The organism is Microbacterium sp. NPDC076911, from assembly GCF_040687125.1.
GTDB lineage: Bacteria > Actinomycetota > Actinomycetes > Actinomycetales > Microbacteriaceae > Microbacterium.
Map to the genome: position 1 here is coordinate 100,565 of NZ_JBFBMP010000004.1, position 19,097 is coordinate 119,661.

General features: G+C 62.8%; 12 protein-coding genes. 5 read left to right on the forward strand and 7 right to left on the reverse strand.

The genetic code is table 11. From position 1 onward, the window contains the following. Positions 1 to 45: 45 nt before the first annotated feature. Genes recQ through AB0O81_RS07440 form a run of 3 tightly spaced genes read right to left on the reverse strand, consistent with a single transcriptional unit; the run spans position 46 to position 6,395 of the window. Positions 46 to 2,058, reverse strand: coding sequence for a DNA helicase RecQ (gene recQ, locus AB0O81_RS07430; protein WP_363582809.1), 2,013 nt, complete (start codon positions 2,056 to 2,058; stop codon positions 46 to 48). A gap of 53 nt (positions 2,059 to 2,111) precedes the next feature. Beyond that, positions 2,112 to 4,616: a DUF3516 domain-containing protein gene (locus AB0O81_RS07435; RefSeq protein ID WP_363582811.1), complete on the reverse strand. Its 2,505-nt coding sequence runs from the start codon at positions 4,614 to 4,616 to the stop codon at positions 2,112 to 2,114. A 12-nt stretch (positions 4,617 to 4,628) separates the two neighbouring features. Further along, complete coding sequence (locus AB0O81_RS07440; protein ID WP_363583362.1) at positions 4,629 to 6,395, reverse strand: MDR family MFS transporter; 1,767 nt, start codon at positions 6,393 to 6,395, stop codon at positions 4,629 to 4,631. 115 nt (positions 6,396 to 6,510) lie between these two features. Between AB0O81_RS07440 and AB0O81_RS07445 the strand changes: the two genes are divergently transcribed. Next, positions 6,511 to 6,831 carry a GNAT family N-acetyltransferase gene (locus tag AB0O81_RS07445; protein ID WP_363582813.1) on the forward strand — a complete coding sequence of 107 codons (321 nt, stop codon included), beginning with the start codon at positions 6,511 to 6,513 and terminating at the stop codon, positions 6,829 to 6,831. Between the two features lie 74 nt (positions 6,832 to 6,905). On the opposite strand, the gene AB0O81_RS07450 is transcribed toward AB0O81_RS07445, so the two are convergent. Then, complete coding sequence (locus tag AB0O81_RS07450) at positions 6,906 to 10,475, reverse strand: S8 family serine peptidase (RefSeq protein WP_363582815.1); 3,570 nt, start codon at positions 10,473 to 10,475, stop codon at positions 6,906 to 6,908. A gap of 136 nt (positions 10,476 to 10,611) precedes the next feature. Between AB0O81_RS07450 and AB0O81_RS07455 the strand changes: the two genes are divergently transcribed. From AB0O81_RS07455 to AB0O81_RS07465, 3 genes are all read left to right on the forward strand, one after another. After that, complete coding sequence (locus tag AB0O81_RS07455) at positions 10,612 to 11,163, forward strand: ECF transporter S component (protein WP_363582817.1); 552 nt, start codon at positions 10,612 to 10,614, stop codon at positions 11,161 to 11,163. Positions 11,164 to 11,246: 83 nt separating this feature from the next. After that, the gene (locus AB0O81_RS07460; RefSeq protein WP_363582819.1) at positions 11,247 to 13,076 is read left to right on the forward strand and encodes an energy-coupling factor transporter ATPase; all 1,830 of its coding nucleotides are present in this window, start codon (positions 11,247 to 11,249) and stop codon (positions 13,074 to 13,076) included. Next, positions 13,073 to 13,912: an energy-coupling factor transporter transmembrane component T gene (locus AB0O81_RS07465; protein ID WP_363582821.1), complete on the forward strand. Its 840-nt coding sequence runs from the start codon at positions 13,073 to 13,075 to the stop codon at positions 13,910 to 13,912. Before AB0O81_RS07460 ends, AB0O81_RS07465 begins: the two co-directional genes overlap by 4 nt. Before the next feature lie 74 nt (positions 13,913 to 13,986). Here the strand turns inward: AB0O81_RS07465 and AB0O81_RS07470 are convergent, their stop codons facing one another. After that, positions 13,987 to 15,150 (reverse strand): acyl-CoA dehydrogenase family protein, encoded by a 1,164-nt coding sequence (locus AB0O81_RS07470; RefSeq protein WP_363582823.1) that lies wholly within the window; start codon positions 15,148 to 15,150, stop codon positions 13,987 to 13,989. A 161-nt stretch (positions 15,151 to 15,311) separates the two neighbouring features. Further along, positions 15,312 to 16,349 carry a M15 family metallopeptidase gene (locus AB0O81_RS07475; RefSeq protein WP_363582825.1) on the reverse strand — a complete coding sequence of 346 codons (1,038 nt, stop codon included), beginning with the start codon at positions 16,347 to 16,349 and terminating at the stop codon, positions 15,312 to 15,314. Positions 16,350 to 16,468: 119 nt separating this feature from the next. Here AB0O81_RS07475 and AB0O81_RS07480 point away from each other — a divergent pair, with 119 nt between their 5' ends. Further along, complete coding sequence (locus AB0O81_RS07480) at positions 16,469 to 17,530, forward strand: Rv2578c family radical SAM protein (RefSeq protein WP_363582827.1); 1,062 nt, start codon at positions 16,469 to 16,471, stop codon at positions 17,528 to 17,530. Between the two features lie 57 nt (positions 17,531 to 17,587). Here AB0O81_RS07480 and AB0O81_RS07485 read toward each other — a convergent pair. Then, positions 17,588 to 19,097 (reverse strand): DEAD/DEAH box helicase (locus tag AB0O81_RS07485; RefSeq protein ID WP_363582828.1); only part of this gene is annotated, 1,510 nt, incomplete at its 5' end.

Consider the following 19,097-nt stretch of genomic DNA (forward strand, 5'->3'; position numbering starts at 1 on the left):
TACTCCGGCGAAGCCGCAGACGTGCTGTGAGTGCCCAGCTGCGAGCTAGGCGCCAGCCACGACCGCGAGCACCGCCTCGCCGTACGCTTCGCGCTTCTTGGCGCCGATGCCCGTCACTCCATCGAGGTCGCCCAGACTCTGTGGACGGTGTTCGGCGAGAGCGCGCAGCGTCGCGTCGCCGAACACGATGTAAGCCGGCACCCCAAGTTCCTTCGACACACCTGCTCGCCACTCACGCAGCTTTTCGAAGAGCCCGCGATCGGCAGCATCCAATGTGTCGGATGCTGATGTCTTGCGAACCCGAGGTGCTGTGCCCGTGCGGCCGATCACATCGCGGCGCAACAGAACGGTTGCTTCGCTTCGCAGTACCGGGCCCGCGGGTTCGCTCAGCGCGAGAGTGCCGTAATCGCCCTGCGCGACGATGATTCCGCGAGCGAGCATCTGACGAATGACGCTGCGCCAGTCCTGGTCACTGAGATCGGAACCAAGCCCGTAGGTCGCGAGCGTGTCATGGCCCTGTTGACGGATTCGCTCGGTCGATGCCCCGCGCAGAATATCGACGAGGTGTCCGGCACCGTACGCCTGGTTGCGCTCACGCTTGAGCCGAACGATCGTCGACAGCAGCTTCTGCGCGGCGATGGTGCCATCCCAGGTGTCGGGGGCTTCGATGCAGGTGTCACAGTTGCCGCATGGCTGCGACGGCTGACCGAAGTAGTCCAACAGGTTCTGGCGTCGACAGGTGACGGTTTCGCAAAGACCGAGCATCGCGTCGAGGTGCTGCCCGAGCCTCACCTTGTAGGTGCGATCACCCGGGCTCTGGTCGATCATCCGTCGCTGTTGCACGACGTCACCGAGGCCGTAGGCCATCCAGGCGATGGATGCTTCGCCGTCACGTCCGGCGCGACCGGTCTCTTGGTAGTAGCCCTCTACCGACTTCGGCAGATCAATGTGCGCGACAAAGCGGACGTCGGGCTTGTCGATGCCCATGCCGAAAGCGATCGTTGCCACCATGACGACACCGTCTTCGCGCAGGAAACGCGATTGGTTGGCGGCTCGAGTCTCGGCGGGAAGGCCCGCGTGATAGGGCAGCGCGTTCACGCCCTGCGTACTGAGGTACTCAGCCGTCTGCTCGACCGATTTGCGACTGAGCGCGTAGACGATGCCGGCCGGGGGGTCGGTGTCAGCGGTCGCGCGAAGGGAGCGGATGAAGGCGACGAGTTGTCGGCGCGGATCGGTCTTCGCCTCGATGCGGTACTGAATGTTGGGGCGGTCAAAACTCGAGACGAAGTGCTTCGCCTTGGGCATCTGCAGACGCTCGGTGATCTCTTTATGAGTCGCACGGGTTGCCGTCGCCGTCAGCGCGAGGCGCGGCACCCCGGGGAATCGCTCGCCGAGACCGCCGAGGCCTAGGTAGTCAGGACGAAAGTCGTGACCCCACTGCGAGACACAGTGTGCTTCGTCAATGGCGATAACGCTGAGCTTTCCCCGCGCGAGAAAGCGCAACGTGGGCTCGGTATTGAGGCGCTCGGGTGCGACGTAGAGCAGGTCGAGTTCGCCGGAGAGGTACGCCTGCTCGACTGCCGCCCGCTCGCCGGGACTCTGCGTCGAGTTCAGGTAGCCCGCGTGCACACCGTTGGCCTTGAGCGCGTCAACCTGGTCGTGCATGAGGGCGATCAGAGGACTGACCACGAGCCCGGTGCCCGGTCGCACGAGTGCGGGCAACTGATAGCAGACACTCTTTCCGCCACCGGTCGGCATGAGCACCACAGCATCGCCACCAGCGATGACCTGGTCAATGATCTCACCCTGGTCGCCGCGGAAGGTGTCGTAGCCGTAGACCTCGTGTAACACCGCTCGTGCGTCGGCACCAACGAAGTCTTTGCGTGGCGACGAGGGGAACGTGGTGGGAGGGCCAGGTGGCGCGCTGGCGCCAGCAGCTGAGTTCGGTGCACCGCGATATGGCCCCTCGTCAAACGGCGGCTCGTCAAACTCCGGCGGCGGGGCGTATTCGTCTGGATCCCACACCAGGTCTGCGTATGGGTCTGACTGGTTGCTCATCCCTCCCAGGGTAGCCGTGGCACCCGACACCACTCACCCGTTCTCCAGGCGGGCTAGAGCCGCACGACCTCCGTCACGCGAACGACCGCTGTGCCCTCTTCTACCGACGCGGCAAGGTCGACCTCAGCCCGGATGCGCCACTCGTGATCGCCGGCAGGGTCGTCGATCGTCTGCTCAACCTTCCAGATGCCATCGGCTGCTGTCGATTCGTCGATGTCGAGCAGCCGCGGTGAACGCGCCGGTCCGCCAGTAAGCAGCTCGTCATGGTCGTCGAAGTAGGCGTCCAGAGCCGCTGGCCAGTCGACGTCAGGGTCGAGCGCGACCAACTCGTCGTCTTTCTGCAACGCCGCCAACTGCACGCGGCGAAACAGCTCGTTGCGCACCAGCACGAGAAAGGCGCGGCGGTTCGTGAGCACCGACGGCGGTGCGGGCGGAACGACGGGAGCGGATGGATCAGCCACCGGGTTGATCAGCGCTTCCCACTCATCGACGAGGCTCGAGTCGACCTGGCGCACAAGCTCGCCCAGCCACTCGATCAGATCGAGCAGCTCAGACGTCTGAGCTTCGGTCGGCACGGTCTGCCGGATGGCGCGATAGGCATCAGAGAGGTAGCGCAGCACAAGCCCTTCGCTGCGCGCCAGTTGGTAATGCTGCGTTAGTTCAGCGAACGAGAAGGCCCGCTCGAACATGTCGCGCACGACCGACTTCGGCGATAGCTCAAAGTCACGAATCCACGGCTGGCTCGAAGCGAAGACCTCGTACGACTGGCTCAACAGCTCTTCGAGCGGCTTCGGATAAGTCACCTCTTCGAGCAGCTCCATGCGCTCGTCGTACTCGATACCGTCGCGTTTCATCGCGGCAACCGCCTCGCCTCGGGCCAGAAACTGCTGCTGAGACAGCACCGGCCGAGGGCTGTCGAGGGTTGACTCGATCACACTTACGACATCGAGTGCGTAGTGCCCGCTTCCTACGCTGCCCGCTTCGTCTTCAGGGTCAAGCAACTCAATCGCGGCGAGCGCGAAAGGTGACAGCGGCTGGTTGAGGGCGAAATTGGCCTGCAGGTCGACAGTGAGTCGGATGCTGCCTTCCCCTGTCACTTCAACCACGTCGGCGGCCACCAAGGTGCGGAAGATGTCAAGCGCGCGGCGCGCGAGCTCGAACTGTCGCGCACGAGGCTCGTGGTTGTTGCGCACGATGTCGCGCACGTTCTCAAACACGTCGCCGCCACGCGCGATGATGTTGATGAGCATCGCAGCGGTGAGTTGCATCTGGGGAACCAGAGGCTCAGGTTCCGCCTCAACGAGTCGTTCGAATGAGGCCTCGCCCCAGTTGACAAACCCCTGCGGCGCTTTCTTTCGCACGACCTTCTTGAGCTTCTTCGGGTCATCCCCCGCCTTAGCCAGCGACGACGCATTGTCGATCTCGTGGTCGGGAGCCATCACCACCACGGTGCCGGCGGTGTCGTAGCCAGCACGCCCCGCCCGGCCAGCCACCTGGTGAAACTCGCGCGCGCTCAACTGTCGCATCCGCTGGCCGTCGTACTTGGTCAGTGCAGTGATCATGACGGTGCGGATCGGCACGTTGATGCCGACGCCGAGGGTGTCGGTGCCACAGATGACTCGAAGCAGGCCCCGCTGCGCCAGAGTTTCGACGAGTCGCCGGTAGCGCGGCAGCATCCCCGCGTGATGAACACCGATCCCCGCCCGCACATATCGCGAGAGCGTGCGCCCGAACGTGGTGGTGAAGCGGAACCCGCCGATTGCCTCGGCAATCTCGTCTCGCTGCTCGCGCGACACGATACGAATTGACGAGAGCGCCTGCGCTCGCTCCATCGCGGCAGCCTGCGAGAAGTGCACAATGTACACCGGCGCCTCACCCGTCTGAAGCAGCTCTTCGACCGTTTCATGCACGGGTTTGCGCATGTACGAGTAATGCAATGGCACCGGGCGCTCGACGCCCGTGATGCGCGCGACCGGCCGGCCCGTTCGGCGTTCGAGATCTTCGGCGATGTCGGTCACGTCGCCGAGGGTTGCCGACATCAGAATGAACTGGGCGCGGTGCAGAAGCAGCAACGGCACCTGCCAGGCCCAGCCCCGGTCACTGTCGCCGTAGTAGTGGAACTCGTCCATGACGACCTGGTCGACAAGCGCGTCTGGCCCTTGGCGCAACGCGAGGTTCGCCAAAATCTCTGCGGTACAGCAAATAATGGGCGCATCCGCGTTGACCGACGAGTCGCCCGTGACCATGCCGACGTTGTCTGCACCGAAAATGTCGACCAGAGCAAAGAACTTTTCGCTCACCAAGGCCTTTATCGGCGCGGTGTAATAGGTGCGCCCACCTGCGGCGAGCGCCGCCGCGTGAGCGGCAATCGCAACCATCGATTTTCCGGTGCCCGTCGGGGTGGAAAGCACCACGTTCGCGCCGGAAGCGATCTCGATGACCGCTTCATCTTGAGCGGGGTAGAGCGTCAGTCCACGACTGGATGCCCACTGCACAAACCCGTCGTAAACGGTGTCTTCGTCAGCGCCCGGTGGCACGAGGTCGGTGAGCTGTGGCATCCCCCCACTCTGTCACCTCTTGGTGGCATCGCCCCCGTCACGACTCTCGGCGTCGCTCCGGGCGTCACTTTCGCTGTCGTTGTCAGCGGCAGCGGCAGCGGCAGCGGCAGCGGCAGCGATCGAACCCGTCATTGGTTCGACCAGCGCAGCAGCGGCATCAGCATCGGCCTGTTCCTGCATTGCCGATACCTCACGCAGCGGCAGCGAGGGCACAAACCAGGCCACCAAGAACGCGAGCATGGCTGCGAAGAAGCCAAGCCAGTACACCGAGACAGTCGCTTCGTTGAAGCCTACGAGAAAGGGCTCAGCGAGCCGAGGGTCGGCCCCGAGCAGGAACGAGCTGTCGGTGTCGAGCGCGCCGCCGATCTGTGCGGGATCCTGCGTGTTGAGCAAGGCAAGAATCTCTGCGTTCGCGGGGTCGGCCTGCACCGTAGGGTCTTGCATCGCGTCTGTCAGCGGGCCGATGATGGTGGGGTTTGAGAACGCCTCGGCGAGCGTTTCGTTCAACCTGTTGAACAGCAGCGAGAAGAACACGGCGGTGCCGAGCGTGCCGCCGATCTGGCGAAAGAACGTCGACGAACTCGTAGCGACGCCCATGTCACGCGCCGTGACCGCGTTCTGGCTGGCGATCGTGAGAGTCTGCATCAGCTGGCCTAGGCCGAGTCCGATGATCGCCATTCCCACCATGATCACCCAGATGGGCTGATCTGCGTCGAGGAACGTCATCCAGAAGTAGCCAACAGACAACAAAGCAGTGCCCAAAATGGGCAGCATTCGGTACTTTCCGGTGCGGGCGATGATCTGCCCGCTGCCGATCGAAGAAACCATCAGTCCAAGGATCATCGGCAACATCAGCAAGCCGCTCTCGGCGGGTGTTGCCCCGTCTACCAGTTGCAGGTACAGCGGAATCGTCATCATCGCGCCGAACATAGCGAATCCGACGAGGAAGCCCAGCACGGCCACGACTGAGAATGTGGGGATGCGGAAGAGCTTCATCGGCAGCAGAGCATCTTCGCCCATCTTGAGCTCGGTGAAGATGAAGGCGGCAATGCCGAGCACACCGGTGACGTAGCATCCGATCGACCACCCTGAGCTCCAGCCCCACTCGCTTCCCTGCTCCGCGACGATCAACAACGGCACAAGTGCGACCATGACAAAGGTCGCCCCCCACCAGTCGATGCGCACCTTGCCACTTCGAGCGAAGCGGGGCACGTGAAGGAAACGCACCACCATGAACATCGCGATGATTCCGACCGGAATGTTGACGAGAAACACCCAGCGCCACCCCGCGACGCCAAGAATCTGATCGGTGCCGGCGAGCAGTCCGCCCACCAGCGGTCCGATCAGGCTCGACACACCCCACACCGCAAGAAAGTAGCCCTGGTAGCGGGCGCGCTCACGCGGCGCCAGAATGTCACCCATGATTGCGAGCGGAAGCGCCATCAGACCACCAGCGCCGATGCCCTGCACTGCACGGAACGCCGCCAATTCATACATCGACGTCGCCATGCCCGAAAGGAGCGACCCGAGCAGAAACACCGCGATCGCGAAGATGAACAGCGGTCGTCTGCCGTACAGGTCGCTGAGTTTTCCATAGATCGGGGTGGTGATCGTCGCGGTGATGAGGTAGGCGGTGGTCACCCACGCCTGCAGTTCGAGACCGCCCAGGTCATCGGCGATCGTGCGCATCGACGTGCCGACGATCGTCTGGTCAAGCGCCGACAGGAACATCGCCGACATCAGGCCAGCGATCACCAACAGAATCTGTCGGTGAGTCATCAGTGCGGGCGAAGCGGCCCGTTCAGGTTTCGTCACTCTCAGGAACCTACTGCAGTGCGAGACTGGCAACACGATTCACAAAGCCGTACGTTGATCACCAGAGGAAAGGATGCCAATGACAACCTCCGCAGATGAAACCACCGTCGCGCGCAATGAGAAAGCGGGCCGCTACGAGATTCATGTCGGCGATGTGTTGGCTGGCTTCGCCGACTACAAGATCGACTCTCATGAACGCGTGTCTTTTCCGCACACTGAAATTGACCCCGCCTTCGCCGGGCGAGGGCTTGCGAAGCTTCTCGTCAGAGACGCGATGGCTGACTCCGCCGCACGAAACGACACCGTGGTGCCGCACTGCCCATTCGTCGAGAAGTATCTGAAGCGCAACCCCGTGGAGGGGCTTGAGGTGGTGTGGCCCGACGAGCCGCACCCCGAGTAACCCTCGTCGGCCAACGCACGCCACACGTTGAGGGGCGCTCGAGCACTGCTCGAGCGCCCCTCAACGTTTTCGCCCTAGCGGATCACCAAGAACCCTGACACTCCTGCTGACCTCTCAACCGTGTCGGTGCCTTCATAGACGGCCGTCACGACGTGGATGCCTCTGCTCTGCTTCGGCAGCGTGATGGTGAGCGCCCCGTCGGCGAGTGTGCCCGTGTATTTCTTGGAATCCACTCGCACTGTCACTTCGCCTTCGGCAGCGGCGTCGCCCGAAACGTTCACCGACACTTTGACTTCGAACGTCTGCGAAGTCTTGCCGACGTAGCGGTTCATCTTGACGGTCGTCTTCGAGCTGCTCTTCACAATCACTTCATCGCTCACAGCCACGCCGCTGTTGGTGTTCCCGCTCTGCGTGGCGGTCACCTGAATCGAGAGTGCTGAACCAGCGTCCGCCGACGTCACCTCATAGCGCGGCGTGGTTGCTCCATCAATAGGTTCGCCATCACGCAGCCATTGATAGGCAACTGAAACGCCGCTCGGTGTCCACTTTCCCGGGTCAGCCTTGAGCGTTTTACCGACCTTCGCAGACCCAGTGATCTTCGGAGCTTTAGTGGCAACCGGAGCGGGATCGCCTGCCTCGACAGTGACCAGCGTGCGCACCGCAGAATCGCCGTACTGCACGACGCCCAGGTAACTGGTTGACGGTTCAAGGTTCTGCCATGACGCGGTGAAGGTTGCTTGCTCGCCCTGAGCCACGTTGACGGGGTTGGGCGTCGCCGTGAACTCGCCGACCCCATCGGGGGTAACGATGCCTTCATGAAGGTCCCACGTGAATGGATCGGTGACCGAATACAGGTTCGCAATGATCAGATAGGTACCCGCTTCTGGGTAGTCCAACGTGACTTGCTCGTCGGCTGAGCCCGTCGCGGACTGCCATACCTCGTAGTAGCGCAGATCGTCGGGACTCACGACGTGGTACACAAACAGGTCGAGGTCGCTGCCGACATCGTCAGAAGAGTCGAGCGTCCATTGGGCGAGACGCGTGCCCTCTTCAATCTCGGTGACCCAAGAGATATTGCCGTTCGCATCGCCCGAGGTTTCGTCGCCTGAATGCGCCTCTGGAGCATCCGGAGCCACAAGCAGTTCGAGCGGTGCAAGTCCGCTGAGATTCAGCGGAAGATCGCCCGAGATGCCCGAGATGAAAGTGACATCCGTGCTCGATGTGATGCCTTGACCGATCACCGATTCTGGCGCATCGGCGGTGACCGGTTGCACTGCCAGCGGTGAGCGAACGGTGATTCCGTTGTGGCCCGTCCACGTCAGCGAACCCGTCGACCACTGCTCGACCGCCGCGCTCTCGTTCGAGAACGTCATGGTGAATTCAGCGCTTTCACCTACACCGAGCGTGACCGTAGAGGGTGAAACCTCAGCCGTGATGCCGGGGAACGACACCGACGCGGTGTACGTTCCGGCGGTGGTCGCGGTGACCGTGCGAGTCACTGACTGCGATCCTGACAAGCTTCCGATACCGATCGACGCGAGGTTCAGGTCGCTGGGATCCATCGGCTCGATGTCGGCAAAGTCAGCATTGCCGGTGCCCTCCATATAAGAGGCCCAGTCATTCGGTCCGTTGAGATAGAGCAGCCCAGGATCGAAGAACTTTGTCGGGTCTACGTGTCCCGCGCCCTGCGCGAACGGGTCGGTGACCGCATTGTTCGATGCGTCAACCGTGTCATAGGCGGTAGTCATCATTGCCGACTTGACCTCAGCGGGGCTGGCAAGCGGTCGCTCGCCGAGATACAACGCCCCAAGGCCTGCAATATGCGGTGATGACATCGAGGTTCCCGAGAGGAACTCGAACACGCCCGCTTCGCCCGGAGCATTGGCCGCCGCCGCGAGAATCGCGACGCCGGGAGCTGAGATATCTGGCTTGATGACGTCGCTGCCGTCTGCCAGCATCGGACCGCGACTTGAGAATCCCGCCACCTGTGGCGTGGGCGTTTCGATGCCCGTGACGTTGTCACCGATGAGAGTCGCCGTGGGGTTCGGCGTCGCGCGCACGTATTCGAGGATCGCGTCTCGGTACTCATCACTCAGGTGCACGGTGGGCACTGAGTGAAAATCATTGTCGAGAGAGCCCGGAGTGACGTTCACCAGAATCATGCCCACGCCGCCCGCTTCGGCAACAGCTTCGGACTTCTCGACTCTGGCAATGGTGCCGCGGTCACAGACCACGATCTTGCCCTCGACGAGGGCAGGGTCAAGCGTGTCGAGGTAGCACAGCGCAGCCTCGGTCGTGGACTGACCAGCGAGCGTCGCGTCGCCGGCGTAGATGACATCGTCGGTGATCGTCGTGCCGAACGGCACTGAGATCGATGCACCCGCCGCCTCGAAGCCACTGGGCAACTGCACGGTGCCTTCGTAAGTCGGAATAGTGGATGCGGCGACGGTCATGTACCACGGCGATGCATGGTCGGCGGTTGACGCGCCCGGGCCAGAGTTGCCGGCGCTCACCGAGACGAAAACGCCCGCAACGGCAGCGTAGAAGAACGACACGTCGTCGGCCGCGAGCGTTGAGGTCGCCGAGCCGCCACCGATCGAGTAGTTGATGACATCAACACCGTCGGCGACGGCAGCGTCGATCGCGCTCAGAAGGTCGCTCAGCGCGCAGATGTCGTCATCGGTCGTGAGCGGATCTGGACCGACATAGCAAGCCTTGTATGAGGCGACTTTTGCGGCTGGGGCGACGCCTGAAACCGTGCCGAAGTCGGTGCCTGCAACAGAGGCCGCTACCCCCGCGTTGCCGGCGGCAGTGCTCGCGGTGTGGGAACCGTGGGTGTCGCCATCGCGGGGCGACAGGTAGTCAGCGGCGAAATCGTAGCCCGCGGCCGCGGCGCCCGAGGAGAAGTACTTCGCGCCGATGAGTTTCGTCGAATAGTCGCTGTTGTCCCATTCATCACCCGTCACTCGCTCGCTGACGAACTGTTGCCCATCTGCTTTGTCGAAGACGACGTTGTTGCCGACAAGGTAGGGATCTTCACCGGGGGTTGTTCCAAGCGGGTCGCCTGCGAATGAGGGGCTCTCAGGCGCGATACCGGTGTCGACGACACCCACCACTACGCCCTCGCCCGCAGCATCCACGCCACCGACTGACTGCCAGACGCCGTCGTCGCCTTCAAGACCGAGGAACTCGGTCGATGAAACAGCGTCGGGGTGCCGAATCTCATCGGGATACACGGAAAGCACGCCCTTGGCGGCAGAGAGCTTGCCAGCTTCTTCCGGCGACATTTGCGCGCTGAAGCCGTTGAGCGTGACCTGGTAGGACGCTTCAGGCTCGACGCCCGCCTCGGCAGCAACCTCGTTCTGACGCTCTTCGAGGAACTCGGTGTAGTTCTGAGCGCTACGCGAGCGAGGATCGAGCTTCTCACCTTCTCCAGGTTTGGTGGGCGCAAGGCCTGCTTCGCCGCCCTCATAGCCAGCGACAGGTTCTTCCTCGAGAAGCACGATGTAATTGCCGGTGGGCGAGTCGATGGGGGCGGGGACGGTCACCTCCTCGTCGGTCGCGCCGAAGCCGGCGGTGGCGGTACTTGTGAACAGCGCAGCGAGGGTAATCGCCGCTGCAGCCCTCAAGGCATTTCGACCCATGAAGTGCTCCCTGGTGTGTAGGAAGATGAGCAGATGTCGTCTTCGACACCCGCAAAATCAAAGCTAACCCACAGCTTCGAGCTTGTGAATGGGCCTTTGTGAGAATCCGATGAGAGACCGGGACTACGCTGGGCGGGTGACTTCACAATCGCGCCTGTCTACGAGCGTCTTGCTCACGTGCGCCGCGATTGGCGTCGCGACAGGCGTATTGCAGGTGGCTGCTGGCGTCATCAGCGTGCCCGTTTCGGCGACTTTGCCCATCCTTTATGGTCTCGTGCTTGGTGTGCACGTGCTTCCCGGCGTAATCGCCCAAGAACTGTTGCGGGCGCCGTGGGTTGCGCTCATCACTCACTTCGTCGCGGCCCTCGTGGCAAGCGCGATGACCCCGCCTTGGATCGGTCGCTACATCGGCACTGCCCTGCTCATCGGCGGGCTCCAAGAACTCGTGGCCGCGACTTCGCGCTACAAACAGTGGCAACCGTGGCGGTTCTTTCTCTCTGCGGTGATTGTGGGAGCCGTCATCGCCGTTGCCATCTGGTTCGCCGCAGACGTCACACGCTTTCCACTATGGGGACAGATTGTCTACGTAGCGCTGTTCATCGCGGGCCCTGTCGCGTGGACGGCAATAGGCCTCGCCATCGGTCGTGCTCTGCGCCGCGCCGGCGTGCCTCGCCGCGTGCGAAGCTGAGCACACAGCGACTCCGTGAGACTCGCCCTATTCCTTAGGGTGAACTAAGTTAGGACTGACTAAGTTCACCTTCGGAAAGTTTCATGACCGCACTCGAGCGCGACGCCTCCACCGCTGGGCCGGCCGACCTCACCGTCCCCCTGGTGCGGCTGCGAGAGGTTGCGATCACGCACGAGGGTGAAACCGTAGCCTCGCCAGCATTGGTCTCCCTCGAGATCGCCCCGGGTGAGGTCGTGCTGTTGCTCGGGCCTTCTGGTTCGGGCAAGTCCACCCTCACCCTCACCCTCAACGGTTTGATCCCTCACGCGATACCGGCTGGAGTTACGGGGTCACTCTCGGTCGACGCACTCAACACCCTCGAGACCTCCGTAGCCGAACTCAGCACCCGCGTCGGCATGGTTTTCCAAGACCCCGACGCGCAGTTGGTGACGGGCACTCTTCTCGATGAGGTAGCTTTCGGTCCGGAGAATCTTCGAATGCCCACCGCCGCTGTGCTCTCACGCGCAGAGGCCGCGCTTCGGCAGGTCGGGCTGTGGGAACGTCGCCGTGAGAATCCTGACCGCCTCTCGGGTGGCGGCCGCCAGCGCCTCGCTATCGCTTGCGCATTGGCCATGGGTGCACCGCTGCTCGTGCTCGATGAGCCCACCGCAAACCTTGACCCGCAGGGAATTGAAGAGGTCTATCAGGCCCTTGCCGAGCTGGTCTCTGCCAGCAATCATGCAATCCTGCTAGTGGAACACAACCTCGATGCCGCGATCGGTTTCGTTGACCGAGTGGTCGTGCTCGACCACGCGGGCGTTGTCGCCTATGACGGCTCTGTCGACGAAGTGCTGCGCGATCGCGCGACCGAGCTGCACGCGATGGGGGTGTGGCTGCCCGTCTCGACGATCGCCGCGCTTCGAATGCGTCGCGCCGGGTACGTATTCGACCCCCTCCCCCTCACACCCGCCGAACTTCGCGCCGCGCTCGAATCAGCACCCGAGCAAGTAGCTGCCGTCAAGGACGAGATGCCGCATCCACTCGCGGTCACGCAACGCGCAGCATCCACACCTCACACTGCCATCGAGGTGCGCAACCTCACACTTCGACGCGGACGCGCCACGGTGCTTCACGACGTGAACCTTGAGATCCGCAAGGGCGAGTTCGTTGCGATCGTCGGAGCGAACGGGGCGGGCAAGACCAGCCTGATCCAGGCGATTGCCGGGGTCATTGCACCACCACGCGACACCGTGCATTTGAATAGCGACGCGCACGTGGGTGGCACCGCCCGAGTGGGCAGCGCTGCGGACCGCGGACGCGTCGACGTTGCCCGCACGGACGCGCACACCATGAGTACGCGAATCGGCTTCGTCTTCCAGAACCCTGAGCACCAATTCATCGCGCATACGGTGTTTGACGAAGTTGCGCATGGGCTGCGGCGCCAACGACTGCCAGAAGACGAGGTTGAAGCTCGCACGTTCGCACTGCTTGAGAGGTTCGGCCTCGCCGACAAGGCACACAGCCACCCTTTCCTGCTCTCGGGAGGGCAAAAGCGGCGACTGTCCGTCGGCACCGCTCTGGTCGCGGGAGCTCCAATTCTGGTTCTCGATGAACCGACGTTCGGGCAAGACCGCGCTCGCGCTGACGAGTTGCTCTCGTTGCTGGGAGAGCTCAATGATCACGGCACCACCATCGTTGTGGTCACCCACGACATGCAACTGGTGACCGAATACGCTGACCGCACGATCGTGCTCGCCGACGGCCGCGTCATCGCAGCCGGACCCACACCCGACATCTTCGGCGATCACACGCTGATTGAACGGGCGGGTCTACGCCTGCCGCCGCTTCGGCAGGCCCTCGCGAACTTGCCCTCGCACCCTGATCTCACGGATATCGCACGTCTTCGAGACCTTCCGGGCGGGAGCATCTCATGACCGCCGCGACACTGCTCGCTCCCGCGCAAGAAGAATTCGATCCGTATGCAGCGCGGGTAGCGGCGTCCCCTATCCGCTTTCTTTTCGCCCTCAACCCGCTGGCCAAACTCATGGCGCCGCTTCCCGCGATGATGGTGCTGGTCTTTGTTCGGGATGCTGTCACCCCTGCCGCCTTCATCGTGCTCAGCTACGCGATCATTCTCGTCGGAGTATCGATGACGAGGCGTCTTGCCGCTGTCCTGGTGACTCTGCCACTCGCCATCATCGTCGTCGGTGTCGGGTTCTCGATCTGGACCGATGCCGCCCAGGTCGACCACACCGCCCCCGCCCTGCAATTAGGCGACTGGACGCTGTACTGGGGCGCACTCGCAATCGGCTTCACGACTGGTCTTCGCATCGCGGCGATCGTCTCGCTCACGCTGATTGTCGGGCTGTCAACCACCGGCCCAGATCTCGTGCGAGCAATGGTTCAGCAACTGCGGGTGCCGTATCGCATCGGCTACACGGCACTCGCCGCGTTCCGCTTCGTGCCACGGTTCGGGTATGAGCTTGAGGTCATCAGACAAGCCCATCGCGTGCGTGGCGCCCACGGCGGACGCGGACCGGTCGCCGTGATCGCTCGGTGGAGCGGCTATATTGTGCCGCTGCTCGCCGGGGCGATCCGGCACGCTGAAAGGGTTGCCCTCGCGATGGATGCGCGCGCCTTCGGTGCCTATCCTGACCGCACCGAGCGCTACCTGGTGCCGTGGCGCCCTCGCGACACTGTATTTGTCGCGCTCTTCGTCGCAGCATCCGCCCTGATCTTCTTCTTCACGTATCCGTGGGTTCTTGCGTAGCTAGCGGCCAATGACGCGAAATGCCGCGCCCGCCCCGAAGGGCGAGACGCGGCATTTCGATGTCGAGGAGACGCTTAGCGCTTGCCTGCGATCTGGCGACCAACGATCTCGCGCATGATCTCGTTCGTACCGCCGTAGATGCGGTGAACGCGTGCGTCAAGCAGAGCCTGAGCGATCGGGTACTCGGTGATGTAGCCATAGCCACCGTGCAGCTGCACGCACTGGTCGAGAATCTCCCACTCGCGCTCAGTGGTCCAGAACTTGACCTTCGCCGCTTCTTCGGCGGTGAGCTTTCCGTCCTTGTACGCCAGCAGTGCGCGGTCGAGGTACGCCCACATCACGTCTACCGTGGTGGAGATATCTGCGAGCTTGAAGCGCGTGTTCTGGAAGTCGATGATGCGCTCGCCGAACGCCTCACGGCTCTTGGTGTATTCGACCGTCCAGGCGAAGCCCGCCTGCGATGCCGCAGCGGCAGCGATACCAATCGACAATCGCTCAAGGGGCAGGTTCATCATCAGCTGGATGAAGCCCTGGCCCTCCTTGCCGCTAATGAGGTTCTCGTCGGGCACAAAGACGTCAGAGAAAGAGAGCTCTGCGGTGTCGTGGCCATGCGAGCCCATCTTGTTGAGCTTCTTGCCGTGCTCGAAGCCCTCCATGCCGTTCTCGATGATGAGAAGGCTGAAGGCGTCGGGGCGGTTGCCCTCGCCGGTCTTGACGAACGTGACAACGATGTCAGCAGTCTTACCCGAAGAGATGAATGTCTTCGCACCGTTGACGATGTAGCCGCCGTCAACCTTCTTGGCGGTCGTGCTCGCACCGCGGAGGTCGCTACCTGCGCCAGGCTCAGTCATGGCGAGGGCGCCGAGGATCTCACCGGTGGCCATGCGGGGCAGCCACTTCTCCTTCTGCTCCTGCGTGCCCATGTGCACGATGTACGGCACAGCAAGGTCGTCCTGAATGCCGAACGCACCTGCGAGCGAGCCAGCTCCAGCACCGATCACTTCTTCGTTCACGATCGTGCGGAACCGGTAGTCCTGTAGCATTCCCGCGCCGCCGAACTCTTCGGGTACCGAGAGCCCGATGAGGCCCGACTCGCCTGCGGCGAGCATGGTCTCACGGTCAACCTCGCCCGCTGCGTCCCAACGCTCGCGCGCTTCGGTCGTTGCGTATCGCTTGACGAACTCTTTGACGACGTCGCGGAATGCTTCGTGGTCCTCGTCGTAAATGTCGCGCTTCATGTGCGCCTCCCTCTCGTCTTTGAGGAGCTGAGCCCGACGCGTCGCGCCTATGCAGCCCGTCACTGATCTTACTCCTGTGTGAGATTGCGTCTACTGTGAGCTGACACTGAGTTCCAAATTGACCTCAGCATCATGGATGCTACCTTGCACCGCAAATCACACTATTGCGTGTAATTGGGTGCCGCATCTAGTCCGAAGAAGTCCTCCAGCGTGGAGTACCCACCGGCGTGATAGGCGGCAGCGAGCTCGTTGCCGATGTACCGCAAGTGCCAAGGCTCGGGTGAGTATCCGCTGATCTCGGTGAACCCCTCTTCGTAGCGCACTACCCAGCCATATCGCCACGACTCTGCCGCGACCCATTCGCCCTGCGGCGTCGCCGCGAGTTCGTCAAGCGTTCCGCAGCCGCCATCGCAGGCAACCACATCGGCGGCGAGTCCCGTCTGATGCTCGCTGTAGCCGGGGCGAGCACTCACCATGTCAGCGCCCGCGACGCCCCGCGCATCCACCTGGGTGCCATAGGAACTCTGTTGCGTTGTGTAGGAACGGTATGCGCTCTGAAGCGCGATCACGCCGACACCATCCCCTGCCGCGGCGGCTACCATTTCGGCGAGCGCTACTGCCGGATCGCTGCGCAGCTTGCCACCCGAGATGCTCTGCACCCCCTCCGAGCCCACGAGCGAGCTGGGAGCGTAGTCGATCGGGTCGAGCGGTCGGGTCTTGTTGATCACGACCCATTCGCGCTCGGGATCGTCGAGTGAGAAGCATTCGGATTGTCCGGCTGCGATGGCTGCCCGCACGGCCTCACCTCCACCGGCCGCGATGATGGCGGCTTCATCTTCGCCAGAGTCAAGCTTTGCAACGACTCCGTCTAGAGCGCAGATGTCGTCGGCGACGGCGACGGCCCCATCAGTGGGAACGGGTATCTCTTCGGCCGCGGCCGGCATCGGCACGTCGACGCTCGAATTCGCGTTCAACGTGGAGTCGTGCGCAATCGCCGGTCCCGAGATTGCCGCAGTAACCGCTACCGCGGAGCCAACCAAAAGCGACGCAGCGACGACTGCCGCGAAACCAAACCCGATGCGCGCAGCTCGACGATCGCGAACATGGCGTGGCGCGGACGCTTGTGTATCCAACAGCGCGGACGCGCGCAGTTCACGCCGCGACTGAGGGTCGCGTGGCGTGTGCGGCGAGGTGGTCACACTTTCTATTCTCGCCCGCGATCATCCCGATCCCCTGATCGGCAAGCAAGTATCGAATAGATTCGATTCTGATCCTTCCCTTGTTGACTTAACTCTCGTATCTATGTTCGACTGTTCCTATGAGATGGCAAGGTCAGCAACTAGGCACAGCAGACGCCTCCGCCCTGCCTGGGCTTGAGAGTCTGAACTCGCTGGTCCAGTCAGTTACCACCCCTGAGTTTGCTGAGATGACCTTCCACGAAGTGCTCTGCAAATCAGCGCTCAATCATGTTCCGGGCTCGTCCGCGATGCCATTCGACTGGACAGTGAATCCCTACCGGGGCTGCAGCCATGCCTGCTCGTACTGCTTCGCGCGAGGAACCCACGAATACCTTGAGCTCGACGCCGGTCGCGACTTCGACTCGCAGATCATCGTCAAAGTAAATGTCGCCGACGTGCTCAGGCGTGAACTCAATCGCTCGACGTGGCAGCGAGAGCCGGTGATGCTTGGCACCAACACCGATCCGTATCAGCGAGCTGAGGGCAAATACCAACTCATGCCTGAGATCGCGAGCGCTCTCACTGAAGCGGGAACCCCGTTCTCAATCCTGACGAAAGGCACGCTGCTGAGGCGTGATCTTCCGCTGCTCAAAGATGCTGCCGGTTCGGTGCGCATATCGATCGCACTGTCGATCGCTGTCTTCGACGATCAACTGCAGAAACTGATCGAACCCGGCACCCCGAGCACCGCCGCGCGACTGGCGACTGTGCGTGCGGCAGCAGACGCAGGCTTTCGTGTCACGGTCTTTCTGATGCCGATCATTCCGCACCTGACAGACTCCGTCGCTGTGATCGATCATGCGCTCCGCGAGATCCGCTCCGCCGGTGCCACGCGAGTTGTCTATGGCGCTCTGCACTTGCGTCCGGGAGCCAAACAATGGTTCATGCAGTGGCTTGAGAAGGAGCATCCAGAACTGGTGTCGTCGTACCTGGGTCTCTACCCTGGCGTTTCGGCCAACGCGCCCAAAGGCTATCGCTCATGGCTAGCAAAGCGTGTGCGCCCGCTCATGAGGGTGCATGGTCTCGACGGCCACGCCGAAGATGACCACCCCAGAGGCGCACCTGCGTCTGGACCGGCAGCACGCTCACGCGTTGTCACAACCAGTCGCGGACGAGCTGCCGCCGGGGCCACGCTCTTCTAGCGCAGACCGAAAGAGGCCCGCCCCTAGTCGGGACGGGCCTCTTCGGCTTAGTGAGCGCTATGCGTCGACGTTCGAGATCTGACGATTGGCCAGCTCCTCGATAAGCGCATCGCCGGGACGCACCTCGTCGAATGGAGCATCGATCTCGGCCCGATCGAGCAGGTCGCTCATCCGGTTGCGGCGTTGACGCGGAATCAAGGTCACGACGGTGCCTGAGCGACCGGCGCGCCCCGTGCGGCCCGAGCGGTGCAGATAGGTTTTGTACTCGTCAGGGGCGTCCGCCTGCACAACCAGATCGATGTCATCGACGTGGATGCCTCGGGCCGCAACGTCGGTGGCGACGAGCACGTGGACTCGTCCCGAAGTCATCCGCTCAAGGTTGCGAGTGCGCTTCGCCTGGTTGAGGTCACCGTGAAGCGCGAGTGCACGAATGCCCGCGTCATCGAACTGCTCGGCCAGCATCTCGGCGTAGGCGCGGGTACGAGTGAAGACGAGCGTCTTGCCTTCACGGTCGACGAGCGATGCCAGGATCTCCGCCTTGTTGCGGTGGTCGATGACGAGCACTCGGTGGTCGATCGTGCCGGAGTCCTGGTCTTCACCAGCAACTTCGTAGACGGCAGGGTCCACGAGAAACTCGTCAACCAGGGCCGCGACTTCGCGGTCAAGCGTTGCCGAGAAGAGCAACTTCTGGCTGCCCGGTGCGGTCTCACGCAAAATGCGCTGCACCGGCTCGAGGAAGCCCAACTCGCACATGTGGTCACCTTCATCGAGGACGGTGATCTGAATCTGCGAGAGGTCGAGCTTGCCCTGGTTCATCAGATCCTCGATGCGACCCGGAGTGCCGATGATGATGTCGACACCTTTCTTGAGGGCACCCACCTGGCGACCGGCAGGAACGCCGCCGTAGATCTGGGTGGTGAACAGGCCCACGCTGCGTGCGATCGGCTGAATCGTGCGGTCGATCTGCAATGCGAGTTCGCGCGTCGGCGCCAAAATGAGTGCCTTCGGTGAACGACCGAACTCGCGACGCTGACCCTTCTGCGAGCGCAAGACGCTCTCAACGAGCGGAGCACCGAAAGCGATCGTCTTGCCAGAGCCGGTGCGTCCGCGCGCCAGCACGTCCTTGCCCTCGAGGATCGGCTTGACCGTCGCAGCCTGAATCGGGAACGGCGCGCTCGCGCCCATTCCGGTCAGCACCTGAACGATGTTCTCACCGAGACCGAGGTCTCCGAACGAAACGTCGGCGACCAGGGCGGCTTGAATGGCCTTGCCCTGAAGACGCTCGTGGACGACGTCTACGTGAGCCTCTTGGGCCGCTGAGCGTGACTTAGCGTTCCAGTCGGAGCGGGTCGGGTTGCTCTCGCGACGCGGGTCATCGCGCCGGGGTCGATCGTTGCCGCTCTGGCGCGGGCGGTCATCATTGCGGTAGGACGGGCGTGCGTCGCCGAACGAACGACGGTTGTCGCGCTCAACGCGATCTTGCGTGGGGCGAGCCGGTCGATCGTTACTGTACGAGCGTGCGGGGCGGTCGCTACGGTCGTCGCGACGCGGAGCACGATCGTCATAC